Source organism: Citrobacter sp. RHB21-C05 (assembly GCF_013889015.1).
In the GTDB taxonomy this organism is placed as follows: domain Bacteria; phylum Pseudomonadota; class Gammaproteobacteria; order Enterobacterales; family Enterobacteriaceae; genus Citrobacter_A; species Citrobacter_A sedlakii.
Map to the genome: position 1 here is coordinate 2,809,964 of NZ_CP057611.1, position 18,817 is coordinate 2,828,780.

Sequence of the window (18,817 nt, forward strand, 5' to 3'; positions counted from 1 at the left end):
TTTTCATGACGCAAACATTTATTCCCGGCAAAGACGCCGCCCTGGAAGATTCCATCGCTCGCTTCCAGCAAAAATTGCTCGATCTCGGTTTCCATATTGAAGAAGCCTCATGGCTGAATCCGGTGCCAAACGTCTGGTCGGTGCACATCCGCGACAAAGAGTGCGCGCTGTGCTTTACCAACGGCAAAGGCGCGACGAAAAAAGCGGCGCTGGCCTCTGCGCTGGGCGAATATTTTGAGCGTCTGTCGACGAACTATTTCTTTGCCGATTTCTGGCTTGGCAATACCATCGCCAACGGCCCGTTTGTGCATTACCCTAACGAAAAATGGTTCCCGCTGAACGACAGTGACGACGTGCCGGAAGGGTTGCTCGACGCGCGTCTGCGCGCTTTCTACGATCCGGAAAACGAACTCACCGGCAGTATGTTGATCGATCTCCAGTCCGGCAACGAGGAACGCGGCGTGTGCGGCCTGCCTTTTACTCGCCAGTCAGATAACCAGACCGTCTATATTCCGATGAACATTATCGGCAATTTGTACGTCTCTAACGGTATGTCCGCCGGTAATACCCGTAATGAAGCGCGAGTCCAGGGACTGTCGGAAGTCTTTGAGCGTTATGTGAAAAATCGCATCATTGCCGAAAGTATCAGTCTGCCGGAGATCCCTGCCGATGTACTGGCGCGCTATCCGTCGGTGGTGGAGTCCATTGCGACACTGGAAGCGGAAGGTTTCCCGATCTTTGCCTATGACGGCTCGCTGGGCGGCAACTATCCGGTGATCTGCGTTGTCCTGTTCAACCCGGCTAACGGCACCTGTTTTGCCTCTTTTGGCGCCCATCCGGATTTCGGCGTCGCACTGGAACGTACCGTGACCGAACTGCTGCAGGGCCGTGGACTGAAAGATCTCGATGTGTTTACCCCACCCACCTTCGACGACGAAGAAGTGGCCGAGCACACCAATCTGGAAACCCACTTTATCGACTCCAGCGGTCTGATCTCCTGGGATCTGTTCAAGCAGGATGCCGACTATCCGTTCGTCGACTGGAACTTCTCTGGCACCACCGAAGAAGAGTTCGCAACGTTAATGGCCATCTTCAACGCCGAAGATAAAGAGGTCTACATCGCCGATTATGAACATCTTGGTGTGTACGCCTGCCGTATCATCGTACCGGGTATGTCTGACATCTATCCCGCCGAGGATCTGTGGCTCGCGAATAACAGCATGGGAACGCATCTTCGCGATACTCTGCTTTCGCTTCCGGGAAGCAACTGGGATAAAGAAGAGTATCTCCGTCTTATAGAGCAGTTAGATGATGAAGGGTTTGATGACTTTACCCGCGTGCGCGAACTGTTGGGCCTGGCGACGGGTCCGGATAACGGCTGGTATACCCTGCGTATTGGCGAGCTGAAAGCGATGCTGGCTTTGGCGGGCGGCGATCTGGAACAGGCGCTTATCTGGACCGAATGGACAATGGAGTTCAACGCGTCCGTCTTTACGCCGGCGCGAGCCAACTATTATCGTTGTCTGCAAACGCTGCTACTGCTTTCCCAGGAAGAAGAGCGCGAACCGCTGCAATACCTGAACGCCTTTGTGCGTATGTATGGCGCGGATGCGGTAGAAGCGGCAAGCGCGGCGCTGAGCGGCGAAGCGGCCTTCTACGGCCTGCAGCCGGTGGATTGCGATCTTCATGCCTTCGCTTCACACCAGTCTCTGCTGAAAGCGTATGAAAAGTTGCAGCGCGCAAAAGCCGCATACTGGTCAAAATAAAGGCAATTGGCTTACTGACTGTAGGCGTTAATTATCGTCTGAGCTATATTACGGGGCGCTTTACGTGCCCCGTTTTACTTATTTTTGAAGAGCCAAATATAAATGTAATAACAAGGTTAAATATTGGTAGTTGATATTACTATTACCAACCGCTATTTGTTACTTTATTTGGCAATTACTCCATATTAATTAACCGCTCAACAGACCCAGGAAGGAAAAAATTCAACTCATTTGCTAAATTTTAAAATTTATTTTTATTATGATAATCAATAAATTACGCCGAAATCGCATAAAAACCATGCGCTTTACGGGCCTATAAGCCAGGCGAGATATGATCTGTATCAATTTCTCATCTATAATGCTTTGTTAGTATCTCGTCGCCGACTTAATAAAGAGAGAGTTAGTGTGAAAGCTGACAACCCTTTTGATCTTTTACTCCCTGCTGCAATGGCCAAAGTGGCCGAGGAAGCAGGTGTCTATAAAGCAACGAAACATCCGCTTAAGACTTTCTACCTGGCGATTACCGCCGGTGTATTTATCTCCATCGCCTTTGTTTTCTATATCACTGCGACAACCGGCACGGGTACGATGCCCTTTGGTATGGCGAAACTGATTGGCGGTATCTGCTTCTCTTTGGGGTTGATCCTTTGCGTAATTTGCGGCGCTGACCTCTTTACCTCCACCGTTTTGATTGTTGTTGCCAAAGCCAGTGGGCGTATTACCTGGGGCCAGTTAGCGAAAAACTGGCTGAATGTCTATTTTGGTAACCTGGTGGGTTGCCTGCTCTTTGTGCTATTGATGTGGCTTTCCGGCGAGTACATGACCGCCAATGGTCAATGGGGACTCAATGTTCTGCAAACCGCCGACCACAAAATGCACCATACTTTTATTGAAGCTGTCTGTCTCGGCATCCTCGCTAACCTGATGGTGTGCCTGGCCGTATGGATGAGCTATTCAGGTCGTAGCCTGATGGATAAAGCGTTTATCATGGTTTTACCGGTCGCCATGTTTGTTGCCAGCGGTTTTGAGCACAGTATCGCAAACATGTTTATGATCCCGATGGGTATTGTTATCCGTGATTTCGCCACACCGGAATTCTGGACCGCTGTTGGGTCTACTCCGGAAAGTTTTTCTCACCTGACCGTGATGAACTTCATCACTGATAACCTGATTCCGGTTACGATCGGTAACATTATCGGCGGCGGTTTGTTGGTCGGGTTGACATACTGGGTCATTTATCTGCGCGGCAACGATCATCATTAATTCTGATTTTCGCACTGCGCAGTAAATAAAAAATCCACTTAAGAAGGTAGGTGTTACATGTCCGAGCTTAATGAAAAGTTAGCCACAGCCTGGGAAGGTTTTACCAAAGGTGACTGGCAGAATGAAGTAAACGTCCGTGACTTCATCCAGAAAAACTACACTCCGTATGAGGGTGACGAGTCCTTCCTGGCTGGCGCGACTGAAGCCACCACAGCGCTGTGGGACAGCGTAATGGAAGGCGTTAAACAGGAAAACCGCACTCACGCGCCTGTTGACTTTGACACCTCTGTTGCTTCTACCATCACTTCTCACGACGCTGGCTACATTAACAAAGCCCTTGAGAAAATCGTTGGTCTGCAGACTGAAGCGCCGCTGAAACGTGCGATCATCCCGTTCGGCGGTATCAAAATGGTTGAAGGTTCCTGCAAAGCGTACAATCGCGAGCTGGACCCGATGCTGAAAAAAATCTTCACTGAATACCGTAAAACGCACAACCAGGGCGTGTTCGACGTTTATACTCCGGACATCCTGCGTTGCCGTAAATCCGGTGTTCTGACCGGTCTGCCAGACGCATATGGCCGTGGTCGTATCATCGGTGACTACCGTCGCGTTGCGCTGTACGGTATCGACTACCTGATGAAAGATAAATTCGCGCAGTTTACCTCTCTGCAGTCTGACCTGGAGAATGGCGTAAACCTGGAAGCGACGATTCGTCTGCGTGAAGAAATCGCTGAACAGCACCGCGCGCTGGGTCAGATCAAAGAGATGGCGGCGAAATACGGCTGCGATATCTCTGGTCCGGCTACCAACGCTCAGGAAGCTATCCAGTGGACCTACTTCGGCTACCTGGCTGCCGTTAAGTCTCAGAACGGCGCGGCAATGTCCTTCGGTCGTGTCTCCACCTTCCTGGATGCGTACATTGAACGTGACCTGAAAGCGGGCAAAATCACCGAGCAAGACGCTCAGGAAATGATTGACCACCTGGTCATGAAACTGCGTATGGTTCGCTTCCTGCGTACCCCGGAATATGATGAACTGTTCTCTGGCGACCCAATCTGGGCAACAGAATCTATCGGTGGTATGGGCGTAGATGGCCGTACTCTGGTTACCAAAAACAGCTTCCGCTTCCTGAATACCCTGTACACCATGGGGCCTTCTCCGGAGCCGAACATCACCGTTCTGTGGTCTGAAAAACTGCCGCTGAACTTCAAGAAATTCGCCGCTAAAGTGTCCATCGACACCTCTTCTCTGCAGTACGAGAACGATGACCTGATGCGTCCGGACTTCAACAACGACGACTATGCTATCGCATGCTGCGTAAGCCCGATGGTTGTGGGTAAACAAATGCAGTTCTTCGGTGCGCGTGCAAACCTGGCGAAAACCATGCTGTACGCAATCAACGGCGGCGTTGATGAAAAACTGAAAATGCAGGTGGGTCCGAAATCTGAACCGATCAAAGGCGATGTTCTGAACTTTGACGAAGTGATGGACCGCATGGATCACTTCATGGACTGGCTGGCTAAGCAGTATGTCACCGCGCTGAACGTTATCCACTACATGCACGACAAGTACAGCTACGAAGCCTCTCTGATGGCGCTGCACGACCGTGACGTGGTTCGCACCATGGCATGCGGTATCGCAGGTCTGTCCGTTGCGGCTGACTCCCTGTCTGCTATCAAATATGCGAAAGTGAAACCGATTCGTGACGAAGACGGTCTGGCTATCGACTTCGAAATCGAAGGCGAATACCCGCAGTTTGGTAACAACGACGCTCGCGTTGATGACATGGCGGTTGACCTGGTAGAACGTTTCATGAAGAAAATTCAGAAACTCACTACCTACCGTAACGCTATCCCGACTCAGTCTGTGCTGACCATCACCTCTAACGTTGTGTATGGTAAGAAAACCGGTAACACCCCAGACGGTCGTCGTGCTGGCGCGCCGTTCGGACCAGGTGCTAACCCGATGCACGGTCGTGACCAGAAAGGTGCGGTTGCCTCTCTGACCTCCGTGGCTAAACTGCCGTTTGCTTACGCGAAAGATGGTATCTCTTACACCTTCTCTATCGTACCGAACGCACTGGGTAAAGACGACGAAGTTCGTAAAACTAACCTGGCGGGTCTGATGGATGGTTACTTCCATCACGAAGCGTCCATCGAAGGTGGTCAGCACCTGAACGTGAACGTCATGAACCGTGAAATGCTGCTCGACGCGATGGAACATCCGGAAAAATATCCGCAGCTGACCATTCGTGTATCAGGTTACGCAGTACGTTTTAACTCCCTGACGAAAGAACAGCAGCAGGACGTTATCACCCGTACTTTCACTCAGACCATGTAATTCCCTGTCTGACTGAAAAAGCGTAGAATAAAGGCTCCACGTAAGTGGGGCCTTTTTAGCAAATAGCCCGCCTCACAGCCTGGTTTGTCAGTTATCTATACTTTGGGTATCTGCCAAAACAGACTCGACACAGCCCATGAGCTGTGCGCCAACACGGCCCCGGATGGGCCACATCTGGAGAAACACCGCAATGTCAGTTATTGGTCGCATTCACTCCTTTGAATCCTGTGGTACCGTTGACGGCCCGGGCATTCGCTTTATTACCTTCTTCCAGGGCTGCCTGATGCGCTGCCTGTATTGCCATAACCGCGATACGTGGGATACCCACGGCGGTAAAGAAGTTACCGTTGAAGAACTGATGAAAGAGGTGGTGACCTATCGCCACTTTATGAATGCTTCTGGCGGCGGCGTAACGGCATCTGGCGGCGAAGCGATCCTGCAGGCGGAATTTGTTCGCGACTGGTTCCGCGCCTGTAAAAAAGAAGGCATTCATACCTGCCTGGACACCAACGGCTTTGTCCGCCGTTACGATCCGGTTATTGATGAACTGCTGGAAGTGACCGATCTGGTGATGCTCGACCTTAAGCAGATGAACGACGAAATCCACCAGAACCTGGTGGGCGTATCAAATCACCGCACGCTGGAGTTTGCCCGGTATCTGGCGAAAAAAGAGGTTAAGGTCTGGATCCGCTACGTTGTGGTGCCAGGCTGGTCCGACGACGACGACTCCGCGCATCGCCTGGGCGAGTTTACCCGCGATATGGGTAACGTCGAGAAAATCGAGCTGCTGCCCTATCATGAGTTAGGCAAGCACAAATGGGTGGCGATGGGTGAAGAGTACAAACTGGACGGCGTAAAACCGCCGAAAAAAGAGACCATGGAACGCGTGAAAGGCATTCTGGAGCAGTACGGTCATAAAGTGATGTACTAACTCATTGACGCGTTTGGGCCTACGCCAGTAGGCCCGATAAGCGCTGCGCCATCTGCGCGCCCGCCCCGGCTACGACATAAAATATTGCGAAAGTTTATTCGCCACGCTTTCAATTGAGAAAATACTTTTCTGATGCGCTTTGCGACACTCAGCATAGCGTTCATCCTGCGCTTCCAGGGCATTGAGCAGTCGGTCTGCAACAAGCATCGCACCGGCTATTTCTGCAAAACCGTACTCACCTTCCCCTTTCAACGCCACCGCCGCCTGCAGATTCCAGTCGGAAAGACGACTCAACGGCGCTATCGTGCCGCGGGTTAGGGAAAGAATTCGCACATTCTGCTGCTTCGCCAGCGTCAGGGCTTGCATCATGTCCGCTGACGACTCTCCGGTATGAACCACAATAATCCCCTGACTCTGCGGGTCGACCATAATGGATGACGTGGCGAGATAAAAACGATCGACGAAACTCGCCGCTTTGCCCATTTTGATCAGGTTCATTTGCAAAAACAGCGCAACGGGTACGGCAGCGCCAACGGCGTAAATCGCGACATTGGTTACCGTATTAAGCCACGCAGCGGCAGCAAACAGCTCTTGTTGATTAAGGATGGCGTGGCTGTCGCGAATACTCGACACCACAGCCGCGATCTCCTCATTTCCCTGTTCATCAGGACGCGTTGCCCCCTGCTCAAGCGCCAGTGCCGTTCGGAAGTCGGAAAAGCCTTTAAAGCCGAACGCGCGGCAAAAACGGGTGATACTTCCCTCACTGGTTTCGATGGAATCCGCTAGCTCGGTAATGGTATGCCGCATCACAAAATCGGGGTTCTCCGTCACAAAACGGCCCACCTTTTCCAGAATCGGGCTCAGCCCCGAGGATTCATTTCTGATATTTATCAGCAAGTTAGTATCAATCTGACTCATTTTTCGCCTTTTTGCTCAAAATGCAAACACAATCACATCTTTCAATGCGGTGAATGGATAATAATTTTTTTCACTAAATCATCAAGAAAAATAATTATTTTTACACAACAGGAGAAAGCGTATGAAGGGTCTTATTGTCTGTCGCACTGGCATGGGCAGTTCTTTGATGCTCAAAATCAAAGCACAAAAAATCATCGATAAACACGGCTGGGATATTGAACTCGAACATGACGTATTGTCCGGACTTGCCACCTGGCAAGGCATTGACTTTGTTATCACCATGCGCGACCTCACCGATGAAATCGAAGCTGCCGGATTCAAAGCAATCGGCATAACCGACTTGATGAATAGCGAAGAAATGGAAACTGCGCTCACCAGCGTAATTCAGAGCAACTAACCTCTTTCGGAGGCAATATGGATCTCCTCAGGTTTATTGTATTCGACATTTTAGGTGTAACCCCACTCTTAGTTGGATTTATTGCATTAATCGGCCTGTTAATCCAACGTAAACCCATCGAAAAAGTGCTGTCTGGCACCTTCAAAACCATTGTCGGCTTTCTGGTTTTTGCTGGTGGGGCCGGACTGGCGGTAACCTCTTTGGGCAATTTCCAGACGTTGTTCAGCGATGGTTTTGGGTTGAAAGGGGTAATGCCTTTGGCAGAAGCGCTAACCGGACTGGCGCAAACCAAGTTTGCGATGTGCGTGTCGCTGATTATGGTGATTGGTTTTGGCTGGAACCTGCTTTTCGCCCGCCTGACCCCCTTCAAATATATCTTTCTGACCGGACAGCACAATCTGTACCTCTCAGCGTTGCTGACCGTTACGTTGAAAGCGCTGGGCTATAGCGATGGCATTACGATTATCGTCGGGTCGGTGCTGCTGGGGTTGGCCGCCTGTATTTACCCGGCGATTGCACAGCCCTGGATGCGAAAAATCACCGGCAATGATGAGATCGCAATGGGGCATTACGTTACGCTGGCCTATGCCGCCTCGGGCTGGATCGGCTCGAAAGTTGGCGATCCGAAAGAGTCGACCGAAAAGCTAAATCTGCCCGGCTGGCTGGGGATTTTTAAAGACTATATTGTCTCCGTCTCAATTTCGGTCAGTATTTTCTATTACATCGCGGCGCTGGCGGCCGGTAAAAGCGCAGTGTCCGCCGTCGCGGGCGGAATGCACTGGCTGGTTTACCCCCTGTTTCAGTCGCTGACGTTTACCGCTTCACTGTACATCATCATTACCGGGGTTCGCCTGCTGCTCTCAGAAATCGTGCCGGCATTTCTCGGGATCTCTGAAAAATTCATTCCCAACGCGAAACCAGCGCTCGACTGTCCGGTCGTGTTCCCTTACGCGCCCACCGCCACTGTCCTTGGCTTTATCTCTTCTTTTGTCGGGGGACTCGTCGTGATGGGGCTTCTCGCGCTGGTGGGGCAAACGGTGATCATTCCCGTCGCGATCCCTTACTTCTTTATTGGCGCGACCGCTGCCGTGTTCGGCAATGCTTCTGGCGGCTGGAAAGGCGCCGTGGCAGGCAGTTTTATCACCGGCATTCTCATCGGCATTGGCCCCGCACTGATCTATCCCATCATGGAATCGGTGGGGCTTTCAGGCACCAGCTTCCCGGAAACAGACTTTGTTGCGCTTGGTCTGGTGGTCTATTACATCGGCAAAATGCTGCCCTGATAAGGAGTGAATATGACTATTGATGAACTGAAGTCCCATGCCCGCGCCGCACGTCGCGATATTGTGACCATGATTTATGAATCCGGCATTGGCCACCCTGGCGGCGCGCTTTCCATTATCGACATTCTGACCTGGCTTTATCATCAGGAGATTGACCTGAATATTACGCCCCGGGCAAGGGTGGTGATGAGTAAAGGCCATGCCGTTGCAGCCCAGTACGTCATGCTGTATCAGTTGGGAAAAATCGCCCGCACTGAGTTTGCCACCTTTCGCCAGATCAACTCACGTCTTCAGGGCCATCCAAGCGTGAAGTCGCTGCCGGACGTCGATGCCACTACCGGTCTGCTGGGTCAGGGCCTGTCGGTGGCGCTGGGAATGGCTGCGGCAAAAAAACGCCGCCAGGATCCGCATCGCGTCTTCGCCATTCTCGGCGATGGCGAGATGCACGAAGGCCAGATCTGGGAATCCCTACAACAGGCCGCCCATATGCGGATGGATAATCTGGTCGCCGTCATTGACTACAACGGTTTCTCTTCACACGATCCGGTGAATCAGGTGATCAACCTGGAGCCTCTTGCCGATAAAATTCGCGCGTTTGGCTGGCACGTACTGGAGCTGCAGAATGGCAACGATATGCATCAGGTCGCCGACACATTTCTGCTCTCACGTCATTTGAAAGGCAAACCGGTCGCCATCATCGCCCATACCATTAAAGGCTTCGGCGTGAGCTATATGGAAAACAACGGGGGCTGGCACTCTAAAACCCCGACGGCAGAACAATACCAGCAGGCAATGGAGGAGTTACGGTCATGAAAGCACCCCGCGACGAGATTGGCAACGCCCTGCTTGCCCTGAAAGCAAAAGGCTATCCCGTTGTCGTTATCGATAGCGACCTTGCGAGTTCAACCCGAACCGACCAGTTTCAGCAGGTCTGCCCCGACGCGTTTTTCGAAATGGGCATTGCTGAAGGCTCCGCCATGAGTTTCGCTACCGGTCAGGCCCTGGAAGGAAATATTCCGTTCTACGTTAATTTTGCGATGTTTGTCACCGGTACCGCCTGGACACAGTTACGCCAGGCCTGCTATGCCAACGCCAATATCAAGCTGGTTGGTAGTCATCCCGGCATGGATGATGGGCCTGACGGCGCTTCGCATCATGCGTTGGAAGACCTGGCGCTGACGCGGGTTCTGCCGGGGATAACCATTCTGACGCCGGGTGATGCCGAGGAAATTGAGGCAGCGTTTGAACAAGCGGCTACGATCCACGGCCCCGTTTATATCCGCGTCGCGCGTGAACCTATGCCTGTCCGTGATAAATCTCGCGTCCCCCGCATCGCTGACATAGCCGCTATAGAGGATTCCGGCAACGATTTTGCGATCCTCTACGAAGGCACCGTTCTGGAACAGGCAAGTGAAGGTTACGCACAGTTATGCACAGCGGGTAAGCGAGGCAAACTGATCCATGTCGCCACGCTGAAACCTTTTAACCGCGAACGCTTTCTGCAACTGACCGCGGAGTGTCCGCACATCGCAACCATCGAAAACCACAGCATAACGGGTGGACTGGGGGGACAAGTTGCAGAAGTGCTGGCTGAGGAAGGCATACCCACGCGCTTAAGCCGACTCGGTACGCGGGACACGTTCACGGAGTCAGGTAACAGTCGCCAGCTAAAAGAGAAGTACGGAATTTCAGCATCGGCGCTGTATCAGGTACTGCGTTAAGGAAGCTCGCGAGTCGGATGGCGCAGCCTGAAGTCATAAGGTCGTCATCCGACATCGCAGAATAAGGAGTTAACGATGAAGCATCCCCTCTTTGTAGCCAGCCAGTTTTATGTACGTTGCCACAGCTGGAAACAGGCCATTATGCTCGCTTGCTCACCGCTGGAGCAGCAGGGACTGGTGACAGCTAATTATGCGCAGGCGATCGTTCGTGAAACCGAAAAGCAAGGCCCGTGGTACCTGTTAACACCCGAGTTTGCCCTGCCCCATGCACGTCCGGAAGAGGGCGTAATCAGTAATGAAACGCATCTGTCGCTGCTGTGTGTAAAAGAGGCGGTGTGTTTTCCGGGTTACCCCGATGTGCGGTTGGTCGTCGTGCTGGCTGCCGTCGACAGTACCCGTCATATCGAAAAGATTCAGCAACTGGTCTGCTGGCTTGAGGAAGCAGAGCGTCTGCAGCAGTTGACTCATATCACCTGTTCGGCGCAGCTGCGCACTGTGCTCGGTTCGGTCTGAACGACCGCCAGCAGAGCAAGTCCGCTGGCGATCACTGCGTCATTAAACGTGAGCCACCGGGTTCGGCGTGTGCCCGGCATTACGCAGCAGCATCAGTAAATAAATAAACGAGACGCTGGCAATCATAATAAACAGCAGATTATCGGAATAATTCTGCATTAACATCGCGGTGAAGGAGGGCCCTAACAGGCTGCCCACGGTGTAGCTCAACAGCAATGCCTGGTTCATCGCCACAAGCTGATGCTGTTCCACTTTTTCACATGCCCATGCCATCGCCACCGGATAGAGGGTAAAACCTGCCGCCCCCAGAATAAACAACGCGGGGGCCATCGCGGCCTGGCTGAGCATCGCGATACTGCCGAGGATCACCACGAAGACCTGAACGCGCAGAACCAACAGGCGACCAAACTTATCGGCCAGACGTCCGATCGGCCACTGTCCCAGGATCCCGGCGCTAACCAGCACCGCCATCCAGAAACCGATGCTGGCGTTGCTGATCCCCTGGTGATTCAAATACAGCGGCATCAGACCGTACAGGGAGCCGAGAACAATTCCGGAGATAATACAACCGTTCACCCCCAGACGCGCCTGACGCAACCTGAGCATCGACGTCACAGGTGTGGCGCTGTGTTCTTCCGACTGTTGATTCAGAATACGCGTGAAGAGCAGCGGTAAAATCGCCGCCAGTACCATACCCGTTACCCACGGCAACACATTCATCAGCTCCGTGGACACTTTGCTGACCAACAGTTGACCGAGGAATGTCCCCACGTAGTAAACCATCATATAAGCCGCCAGCAGGCGACCACGATTGCGTGAGGTGCCGCTGCACATCAGCGCACTTTCCACTACCACCCAGATCATGGCGCAGCCCACGCCCGCCACGAAGCGCCAGGCCAGCCAGCTCCAGAATCCGACCATTACCCCAAGCCCCACACAGCCAGCGGCAAAAATCAGCGAAGCAAGGTAATAGCTACGGTTAAACCCGAGATGTTTAATTAAATAGCCCGTCAGTAACGTACCCACCAGATTCCCGGTGAAATAAGACGAACTGATAATGCCCACCTGCCAGGTCGGCAGGTTTTCCTGAGCGAGCCAGAGCGGGACGAGCGTGTTCAGCACCGCGATCGCCAGGGTCAACAAAAGCAGGCCAGACAGCAAAAGCATGACGGGCCGGGTATAGGTGGACATGAGTATAAACCGTGAGGAAGTTCAAATTTCACGCGCATCATGCCACCAACAAAAACATTGTCAATCGGCTGAAACCGCGGCCTGACGGCCCTTTTTATGGTTCGATTCAATTTATTGATTGAGAAAATGTATTCTTACTACAGCGTCCCACTCAGGTGGCTGTTTTTATTGATTTATCGCTAAAAGGCGCCGCGTCGTTTGGTCGAAAAATCTCATAGTCCCACCAACAATTTTTTTTCCGTTCTATGCTTTGAGTGAACCTCCCGCACCCGGTTGGTTTCGGGTGTTTCGCTGACTCTCTCAAGGAGAAGAAATGGCTAAGCCTTATGTTCGTCTCGATAAAAATGATGCTGCGGTTCTTCTGGTCGATCACCAGGCCGGATTGCTCTCACTGGTCAGGGATATCGATCCCGATAAATTCAAGAATAACGTTCTCGCCCTCGGTGATTTAGCCAAATATTTTAAGCTGCCGACTATCCTGACAACCAGTTTTGAAACGGGTCCAAACGGGCCGCTGGTCCCCGAACTGAAGGCGCAATTTCCGGACGCCCCCTACATTGCGCGTCCCGGCAATATCAACGCCTGGGATAACGAAGACTTTGTCAACGCCGTGAAGGCGACAGGGAAAAAACAGTTGATCATTGCCGGTGTAGTCACTGAGGTTTGCGTGGCGTTCCCGGCGCTTTCGGCCATTGAGGAAGGGTTTGACGTTTTTGTGGTGACCGATGCCTCGGGCACGTTCAATGACATTACCCGCCTGTCGGCGTGGGATCGAATGTCGCAGGCTGGCGCGCAGTTAATGACATGGTTTGGCGTCGCCTGTGAGCTTCATCGCGACTGGCGCAATGACATTGAGGGGCTGGCGACGCTGTTCTCAAATCATATTCCGGATTACCGTAACCTGATGACCAGCTACGATACCCTGACGAAGCAGAAATAGAAAACCGGGGTCAACGCCCCGGTTTAGTGAGAGAGCCGGATGGCGTTGTCGCCATCCGGTAATTCCCTGTACGTTAACTGGCTACCGCTACGCCCACGGTCATATGCAGACCGTAGAACACGCCGCGGCCAATCAGTTCACCGACCAACAGCAGAACAAATGCTACCGAAAGCAGCGGTACCGCCGGCTGGTAGCCTTTCAACTGCGGCACAATCCAGCAGCAGAGCGCCACGGTGAGAACAACTATGCGCCAGGCCATCAGCGTACCGTAACCCGGCACCAGCGCCGACGCCTGCTGAATGGAGCTATGGATAGTCGCCAGCTCGGCGCCTTGCATCACCGACATAACCGCGCTCACAACCAGCGCCAGCAGTGAAACCGCAGGCAGCAGACGCATCGCCCAGCCATCGACGTCAGCCACGCGCAGCAGCAGGTAACCGAGCAGCGGCCCCCCCAAAAACAGCGTCAGGAAGAAGCCCATCGGCGTCCAGAGGCTGTACCAGGTCGGTACGGTATCGATGCTGTTATAAACGCGAACCATCATCCAGACAAATATCACGCCCAGAATCATGGTGACGATCAGCCACACTGTGCGTAACGCCGGAGAGAGCTTTTTCATCACGGCCAGCAGCCAGCCGATACCGCCAATCGCAAAGAAAACAGAGCCGCTGGCGATTTCATTACTCAGCGCCGACGACCCTACGCGATTCAGCGAATTAAACGCGCGCATCGGCGAGCCGAGGTGCAGCATGGAGGCGATAAAACCAATCCCCATCAATACCCATAACGCAAACATACAGCGGATCACCCGCTGCTGCGTCTCTGCGCGCAGGTCGCCTTTGATCAGCGCCAGCGCCAGAACGATAAAGCCACCGACTACACACTGCCCGAAGACCGTGAAGATCATTAGCGGCCATTCATGCCATCCACTTCCCATCTTACACCTCCTTCGGATTGGCCAGATAACCCGTGGTGTCTCCCGTCGGGCGGCTGTTGGCGTTAGGTTTGATTACAATATTAGGTTTAGTGAAATGCGCCCCCGGCAGCGGAGCGACAGCGGCCAGATCGCCGTGTTTTTTACGCAGTTCATCAATCGGACCGAAGTCCAGCGCGCGCAGCGGACAGGATTCCACACAGATCGGTTTTTTACCTTCCGCCACACGGTCATGGCAGCCGTCGCATTTGGTCATATGACCTTTGGCGGCATTGTATTGTGGCGCGCCGTACGGGCAAGCCATATGGCAGTAGCGGCAGCCAATGCACACATCTTCATCGACCACCACAAAACCGTCTTCCCGTTTATGCATCGCCCCGCTTGGGCACACCTTGGTACAGGCCGGGTCTTCACAATGGTTACACGAAATGGACAAATAGTAGGCAAAGACGTTCTGGTGCCAGACGCCGTTATCCTCCTGCCAGTCGCCGCCTGCATACTCGTAGATGCGCCGGAAGCTGACGTCCGGGGTTAAGTCTTTATAATCTTTACAGGCCAGTTCGCAGGTTTTGCAACCGGTGCAACGGCTGGAATCAATAAAAAATCCATACTGGGTTGTCATCGGCTACTCCTTACACCTTCTCAACCTGAACAAGGTTCGTATGTGACGGGTTCCCCTTAGCAAGAGGAGACGGACGCTGGGTGGTCAGCACGTTGATACAACCGCCCTGATCGATGCGTTTTGCATCCGGGTCGTACCACGCCCCTTCCCCTAACGCGACGACGCCCGGCATCATGCGCGGTGTGACTTTCGCCTCAATGTGCAGCTCGCCTCGACCGTTGAAAATACGCACCTTATCGCCATTGCTGATACCGCGCTTCTGAGCATCAAGCGGGTTGATCCACATTTCCTGGCGGCAGGCCGCTTTCAGCACCTCAACGTTGCCATAGGTGGAGTGGACGCGAGACTTATAGTGGAAGCCCGTCAGCTGTAACGGATAGTCTTTCGTCAGCGGATCGTTGTAATTCTCAAAGCCCGGGGTGTAGATCGGTAATGGATCGATCACGTCCCCTTCCGGCAACTCCCAGGTCGCAGCTATCTCGGCCAGTTCCTGCGAGTAGATTTCGATTTTGCCCGACGGGGTGGTCAGCGGGTTCGCCTGCGGGTCTTCACGGAAGGCTTTATACGCCACGTGATGCCCTTGCGGATCGCGCTGTTTAAAGATGCCCTGCTTGCGGAACGCTTCAAAGGTCGGCAGATCGGGAATCGCTTTACGCGACTGCTCGTACAGATGACGCATCCACTCTTCCTGCGTGCGCCCCTCGGTGAATTGCGCCTCCACGCCCAGACGCTTCGCCAGCTCGCTGGTCATCTGGTAGATGGTCTTGCACTCAAAGCGCGGCTTGATGGCCTGGTCAGCGAAGATAACGTAGGACATGTTGCCGCAGGAGGCATCCAGCGCGAAGTCCATCTGCTCAGAAGCCGTGCAGTCCGGCAGCAGAATATCGGCGTATTTCGCCGACGAGGTCATATGACAGTCAATGACGACAATCATTTCGCACTTCTTGTCGTCCTGCAGGATTTCATGGGTGCGGTTGATTTCAGAGTGCTGGTTGATCAGGCAGTTACCTGCATAGTTCCAGATCATTTTAATCGGCACGTCGAGCTTATCTTTGCCACGCACGCCGTCACGCAGCGCGGTCATTTCCGGGCCGCGCTCAATGGCATCCGTCCACATAAACATTGAGATACTTGTTTCAACCGGGTTTTCCAGCGTCGGCATACGCTCAAAAGGCAGCGAGTAAGAGCCTTCACGCGCGCCGCTGTTGCCGCCGTTAATACCCACGTTACCGGTCAGGATCGCCAGCATCGAGATCGCACGGGTCGCGATTTCACCGTTCGCGTGACGCTGCGGTCCCCAGCCCTGGCAAATGTACGCGGGTTTCGCGCTGCCAATTTCACGTGCCAGTTTCACGATGCGGTCTGCCGGAATGCCGGTGATCTGCGCCGCCCATTCAGGCGTTTTGGCTATGCCGTCTTTACCTTTCCCCAGAATATAGGCTTTGTAATGACCGTTTTTCGGCGCGCTGGCGGGCAGCGTTTTTTCATCGTAGCCCACGCAGTATTTGTCGAGGAACGGCTGATCGACCATGTTTTCGGTAATCAGAACATAAGCCAGCGCATTCACCAGCGCCGCATCGGTTCCCGGGCGAATCGGGATCCACTCATCTTCGCGGCCCGCGCCGGTATCGGTGTAACGCGGATCGATGATAATCATCCGGGCGTTAGACTTCTGTCGCGCCTGCTCAAGGTAGTAGGTTACCCCACCGCCGCTCATGCGCGTTTCACCTGGGTTATTGCCAAACAGTACAACCAGTTTACTGTTTTCAATGTCGGATGGGCTGTTTCCGTCGGCCCACCCGCCATAGGTGTAGTTCAGACCGGCGGCTATCTGGGCTGAAGAGTAATCGCCGTAGTGGTTGAGGTAGCCGCCACAGCAGTTCATCAAACGCGCGACCAGCGTTTTCCCTGGCGGCCATGAGCGGGTTAACGTGCCGCCCAACGTCCCGGTACCGTAGTTCAGATAGATGGATTCGTTACCGTACTCTTTGATCAGCCGCTGCATATTGCTGGCGATGATGTCGTAGGCTTCATCCCAACTGATGCGTTCAAACTTTCCTTCACCGCGTTTGCCAACGCGCTTCATTGGATACTTAAGACGATCCGGATTATAAACGCGACGACGCATTGAACGCCCACGCAGGCACGCCCTTACCTGATGCAGACCATCGTAGCGATCATCGCCGGTATTGTCTGTTTCAACGTATTTGATTTCGCCATCCACCACATGCATACGCAGCGGGCAACGGCTGCCGCAGTTCACGGTACACGCGCTCCAGATAACTTTTTCGCTGGCCTGCGCCGGGCTGATGGCTTCGGCGGCGTTAGCGATTCGGGTAAATGGCAGGGTAAACGCGCTGCTGGCCATTGCCAGACCGCCTATGGCCGTCGTTTTTACTAAACCACGACGACTCACCTCAGCTGCCATAACGGCATCGGGGATCTTAGTTTTCATAATGGCTCACTCTGCTTGCTCACAGTAAAAGTGCAAAAATTAACGTTATTATTTGAATATGAATGCGACGCTATATAGTTACATATACAACGAAATAGTAGGATGACAGCGAAAAATGCTGAATTTCATTCGAAGGTAGTATTACTCCGTAGGGAGTATGAATTATTGTCCGGTGTCAAACAGGCACAAAAAAAGCGCCATCAGGCGCTTTTTTAGGGAAGGATGGCGTAACTATCAGCCAATATATTCCAGTCCGTTCATATATGGACGCAGTACTTCCGGCACCTGAATGCGGCCATCAGCCTGCTGATAGTTTTCCATCACCGCAACCAGCGTACGTCCTACCGCCAGACCAGAGCCGTTCAGGGTATGTACCAGACGGGTCTTTTTGTCGGACTTACTGCGGCAGCGTGCCTGCATACGGCGTGCCTGGAAATCCCAGACGTTCGAGCAGGAAGAGATTTCGCGATAGGTATTCTGCGCCGGGATCCAGACTTCCAGATCGTAAGTTTTGCAGGCGCCAAAACCCATATCACCCGTGCAAAGGATAATCTTACGATACGGCAGACCCAGCAACTGCAGCACTTTTTCGGCGTGGCCGGTCATCTCTTCCAGCGCCGCCATGGAATCTTCCGGACGGACGATCTGCACCATTTCCACTTTGTCGAACTGGTGCATACGGATCAGACCACGGGTATCGCGACCATATGAACCGGCTTCGGAACGGAAGCACGGCGTGTGCGCGGTCATTTTGATCGGCAGTTGATCTTCGTCGATGATTTCATCACGCACCAGGTTGGTCAGCGGCACTTCCGCCGTTGGGATCAGCGCATAGTTGCTGCTGTCCGCTTCTTCTTCCAGCGGACGGGTATGGAACAGATCGCCGGCAAACTTCGGCAACTGTCCGGTACCATACAGCGTGTCGTGGTTAACCAGATACGGAACGTAATTTTCGCTATAACCATGCTGTTCAGTGTGCAGATCAAGCATGAACTGAGAAAGCGCACGGTGCATACGGGCAATCTGCCCTTTCATGACCACAAAACGCGAACCCGTCAGCTTCACGGCAGCGGCAAAATCAAGACCGGTATGCATTTCACCCAGCGTGACGTGATCGCGCACGTCGAAATCAAACTCGCGCGGGGTACCCCAGCGGCTGACTTCAACGTTGTCGTTTTCATCTTTCCCCACCGGCACTTCGTCAGCAGGCAGGTTTGGAATGTTCAGCGCGATGTCACGGATCTCAGCCTGCAGAACGTCCAGTTCGGCTTTCGCTGCGTCCAGCTCTTCACCAAGCTTGTTCACTTCCAGACGTAAAGGCTCGATATCTTCCCCGCGCGCTTTTGCCTGGCCGATGGATTTCGATCGAGAGTTACGCTCTGCCTGCAGGTTTTCCGTATTGACCTGCAAAACTTTACGACGCTCTTCAAGAGCGCGCAGCTTATCTACATCCAGCTTAAAGCCCCGGCGTGCCAGTTTTTCAGCGACTGCGTCTGGCTCATTACGCAGCAGATTGGGATCGAGCATGCTTATCCTGTGCTTA

Annotated in this window: 16 protein-coding genes; 10 read left to right on the forward strand and 6 right to left on the reverse strand. The window is 53.2% G+C overall.

The annotated features are described in order from the left end of the window. Positions 1–5: 5 nt before the first annotated feature. The 4 genes from ycaO (at position 6) to pflA (ending at position 6,300) form a co-directional block, all read left to right on the forward strand. A complete protein-coding gene (gene ycaO / locus HVX72_RS13555) occupies positions 6–1,766 on the forward strand; it encodes a 30S ribosomal protein S12 methylthiotransferase accessory factor YcaO (RefSeq protein ID WP_181821582.1) in 1,761 nt (586 codons plus the stop codon). Between the two features lie 405 nt (positions 1,767–2,171). Beyond that, entirely contained in the window at positions 2,172–3,029 is an 858-nt protein-coding gene (gene focA / locus HVX72_RS13560) for a formate transporter FocA (protein ID WP_042288150.1), read from the forward strand. 57 nt (positions 3,030–3,086) lie between these two features. Continuing rightward, positions 3,087–5,369 carry a formate C-acetyltransferase gene (pflB, locus tag HVX72_RS13565; protein WP_042288152.1) on the forward strand — a complete coding sequence of 761 codons (2,283 nt, stop codon included), beginning with the start codon at positions 3,087–3,089 and terminating at the stop codon, positions 5,367–5,369. A gap of 190 nt (positions 5,370–5,559) precedes the next feature. Beyond that, on the forward strand, positions 5,560–6,300 hold the full coding sequence (gene pflA, locus HVX72_RS13570; protein ID WP_042288154.1) for a pyruvate formate lyase 1-activating protein: 741 nt from the start codon (positions 5,560–5,562) through the stop codon (positions 6,298–6,300). 69 nt (positions 6,301–6,369) lie between these two features. On the opposite strand, the gene HVX72_RS13575 is transcribed toward pflA, so the two are convergent. Further along, positions 6,370–7,218 (reverse strand): MurR/RpiR family transcriptional regulator, encoded by an 849-nt coding sequence (locus HVX72_RS13575; RefSeq protein ID WP_181821583.1) that lies wholly within the window; start codon positions 7,216–7,218, stop codon positions 6,370–6,372. A 121-nt stretch (positions 7,219–7,339) separates the two neighbouring features. Between HVX72_RS13575 and HVX72_RS13580 the strand changes: the two genes are divergently transcribed. The 5 genes from HVX72_RS13580 (at position 7,340) to HVX72_RS13600 (ending at position 11,132) form a co-directional block, all read left to right on the forward strand. After that, entirely contained in the window at positions 7,340–7,615 is a 276-nt protein-coding gene (locus HVX72_RS13580) for a PTS sugar transporter subunit IIB (RefSeq protein ID WP_181821585.1), read from the forward strand. A gap of 17 nt (positions 7,616–7,632) precedes the next feature. Beyond that, the gene (locus HVX72_RS13585; RefSeq protein ID WP_181821587.1) at positions 7,633–8,898 is read left to right on the forward strand and encodes a PTS ascorbate transporter subunit IIC; all 1,266 of its coding nucleotides are present in this window, start codon (positions 7,633–7,635) and stop codon (positions 8,896–8,898) included. A 12-nt stretch (positions 8,899–8,910) separates the two neighbouring features. Then, the gene (locus HVX72_RS13590; protein WP_181821589.1) at positions 8,911–9,711 is read left to right on the forward strand and encodes a transketolase; all 801 of its coding nucleotides are present in this window, start codon (positions 8,911–8,913) and stop codon (positions 9,709–9,711) included. Next, positions 9,708–10,619 (forward strand): transketolase C-terminal domain-containing protein, encoded by a 912-nt coding sequence (locus HVX72_RS13595; RefSeq protein ID WP_181821591.1) that lies wholly within the window; start codon positions 9,708–9,710, stop codon positions 10,617–10,619. Before HVX72_RS13590 ends, HVX72_RS13595 begins: the two co-directional genes overlap by 4 nt. Before the next feature lie 75 nt (positions 10,620–10,694). After that, positions 10,695–11,132 carry a PTS sugar transporter subunit IIA gene (locus HVX72_RS13600; RefSeq protein WP_181821593.1) on the forward strand — a complete coding sequence of 146 codons (438 nt, stop codon included), beginning with the start codon at positions 10,695–10,697 and terminating at the stop codon, positions 11,130–11,132. Positions 11,133–11,174: 42 nt separating this feature from the next. Here the strand turns inward: HVX72_RS13600 and HVX72_RS13605 are convergent, their stop codons facing one another. Continuing rightward, positions 11,175–12,323: an MFS transporter gene (locus HVX72_RS13605; RefSeq protein WP_181821595.1), complete on the reverse strand. Its 1,149-nt coding sequence runs from the start codon at positions 12,321–12,323 to the stop codon at positions 11,175–11,177. Positions 12,324–12,636: 313 nt separating this feature from the next. Here HVX72_RS13605 and ycaC point away from each other — a divergent pair, with 313 nt between their 5' ends. Then, on the forward strand, positions 12,637–13,263 hold the full coding sequence (gene ycaC, locus HVX72_RS13610; RefSeq protein WP_042288161.1) for an isochorismate family cysteine hydrolase YcaC: 627 nt from the start codon (positions 12,637–12,639) through the stop codon (positions 13,261–13,263). A gap of 73 nt (positions 13,264–13,336) precedes the next feature. Here ycaC and HVX72_RS13615 read toward each other — a convergent pair whose 3' ends face one another. The 4 genes from HVX72_RS13615 to serS form a co-directional block, all read right to left on the reverse strand. Continuing rightward, positions 13,337–14,200 carry a dimethyl sulfoxide reductase anchor subunit family protein gene (locus tag HVX72_RS13615; protein ID WP_181821596.1) on the reverse strand — a complete coding sequence of 288 codons (864 nt, stop codon included), beginning with the start codon at positions 14,198–14,200 and terminating at the stop codon, positions 13,337–13,339. Position 14,201: 1 nt separating this feature from the next. Then, a complete protein-coding gene (gene dmsB / locus HVX72_RS13620) occupies positions 14,202–14,819 on the reverse strand; it encodes a dimethylsulfoxide reductase iron-sulfur subunit DmsB (RefSeq protein WP_181821597.1) in 618 nt (205 codons plus the stop codon). 10 nt (positions 14,820–14,829) lie between these two features. Next, the gene (gene dmsA, locus HVX72_RS13625) at positions 14,830–17,274 is read right to left on the reverse strand and encodes a dimethylsulfoxide reductase subunit A (protein WP_181821598.1); all 2,445 of its coding nucleotides are present in this window, start codon (positions 17,272–17,274) and stop codon (positions 14,830–14,832) included. 234 nt (positions 17,275–17,508) lie between these two features. Then, entirely contained in the window at positions 17,509–18,801 is a 1,293-nt protein-coding gene (gene serS, locus HVX72_RS13630; protein WP_042288170.1) for a serine--tRNA ligase, read from the reverse strand. Between the last annotated feature and the right edge of the window lie 16 nt (positions 18,802–18,817).

Bases quoted from the DNA above. Each gene is read 5' to 3' on its own strand.
- HVX72_RS13585 (WP_181821587.1), top strand. From the start codon at position 7,633: ATGGATCTCCTCAGGTTTATTGTATTCGACATTTTAGGTGTAACCCCA.
- dmsA (WP_181821598.1), bottom strand. From the start codon at position 17,274: ATGAAAACTAAGATCCCCGATGCCGTTATGGCAGCTGAGGTGAGTCGT.
- HVX72_RS13580 (WP_181821585.1), top strand. From the start codon at position 7,340: ATGAAGGGTCTTATTGTCTGTCGCACTGGCATGGGCAGTTCTTTGATG.
- HVX72_RS13590 (WP_181821589.1), top strand. From the start codon at position 8,911: ATGACTATTGATGAACTGAAGTCCCATGCCCGCGCCGCACGTCGCGAT.
- HVX72_RS13595 (WP_181821591.1), top strand. From the start codon at position 9,708: ATGAAAGCACCCCGCGACGAGATTGGCAACGCCCTGCTTGCCCTGAAA.
- HVX72_RS13615 (WP_181821596.1), bottom strand. From the start codon at position 14,200: ATGGGAAGTGGATGGCATGAATGGCCGCTAATGATCTTCACGGTCTTC.
- HVX72_RS13600 (WP_181821593.1), top strand. From the start codon at position 10,695: ATGAAGCATCCCCTCTTTGTAGCCAGCCAGTTTTATGTACGTTGCCAC.
- serS (WP_042288170.1), bottom strand. From the start codon at position 18,801: ATGCTCGATCCCAATCTGCTGCGTAATGAGCCAGACGCAGTCGCTGAA.
- HVX72_RS13605 (WP_181821595.1), bottom strand. From the start codon at position 12,323: ATGTCCACCTATACCCGGCCCGTCATGCTTTTGCTGTCTGGCCTGCTT.
- dmsB (WP_181821597.1), bottom strand. From the start codon at position 14,819: ATGACAACCCAGTATGGATTTTTTATTGATTCCAGCCGTTGCACCGGT.
- pflB (WP_042288152.1), top strand. From the start codon at position 3,087: ATGTCCGAGCTTAATGAAAAGTTAGCCACAGCCTGGGAAGGTTTTACC.
- ycaC (WP_042288161.1), top strand. From the start codon at position 12,637: ATGGCTAAGCCTTATGTTCGTCTCGATAAAAATGATGCTGCGGTTCTT.
- pflA (WP_042288154.1), top strand. From the start codon at position 5,560: ATGTCAGTTATTGGTCGCATTCACTCCTTTGAATCCTGTGGTACCGTT.
- HVX72_RS13575 (WP_181821583.1), bottom strand. From the start codon at position 7,218: ATGAGTCAGATTGATACTAACTTGCTGATAAATATCAGAAATGAATCC.
- ycaO (WP_181821582.1), top strand. From the start codon at position 6: ATGACGCAAACATTTATTCCCGGCAAAGACGCCGCCCTGGAAGATTCC.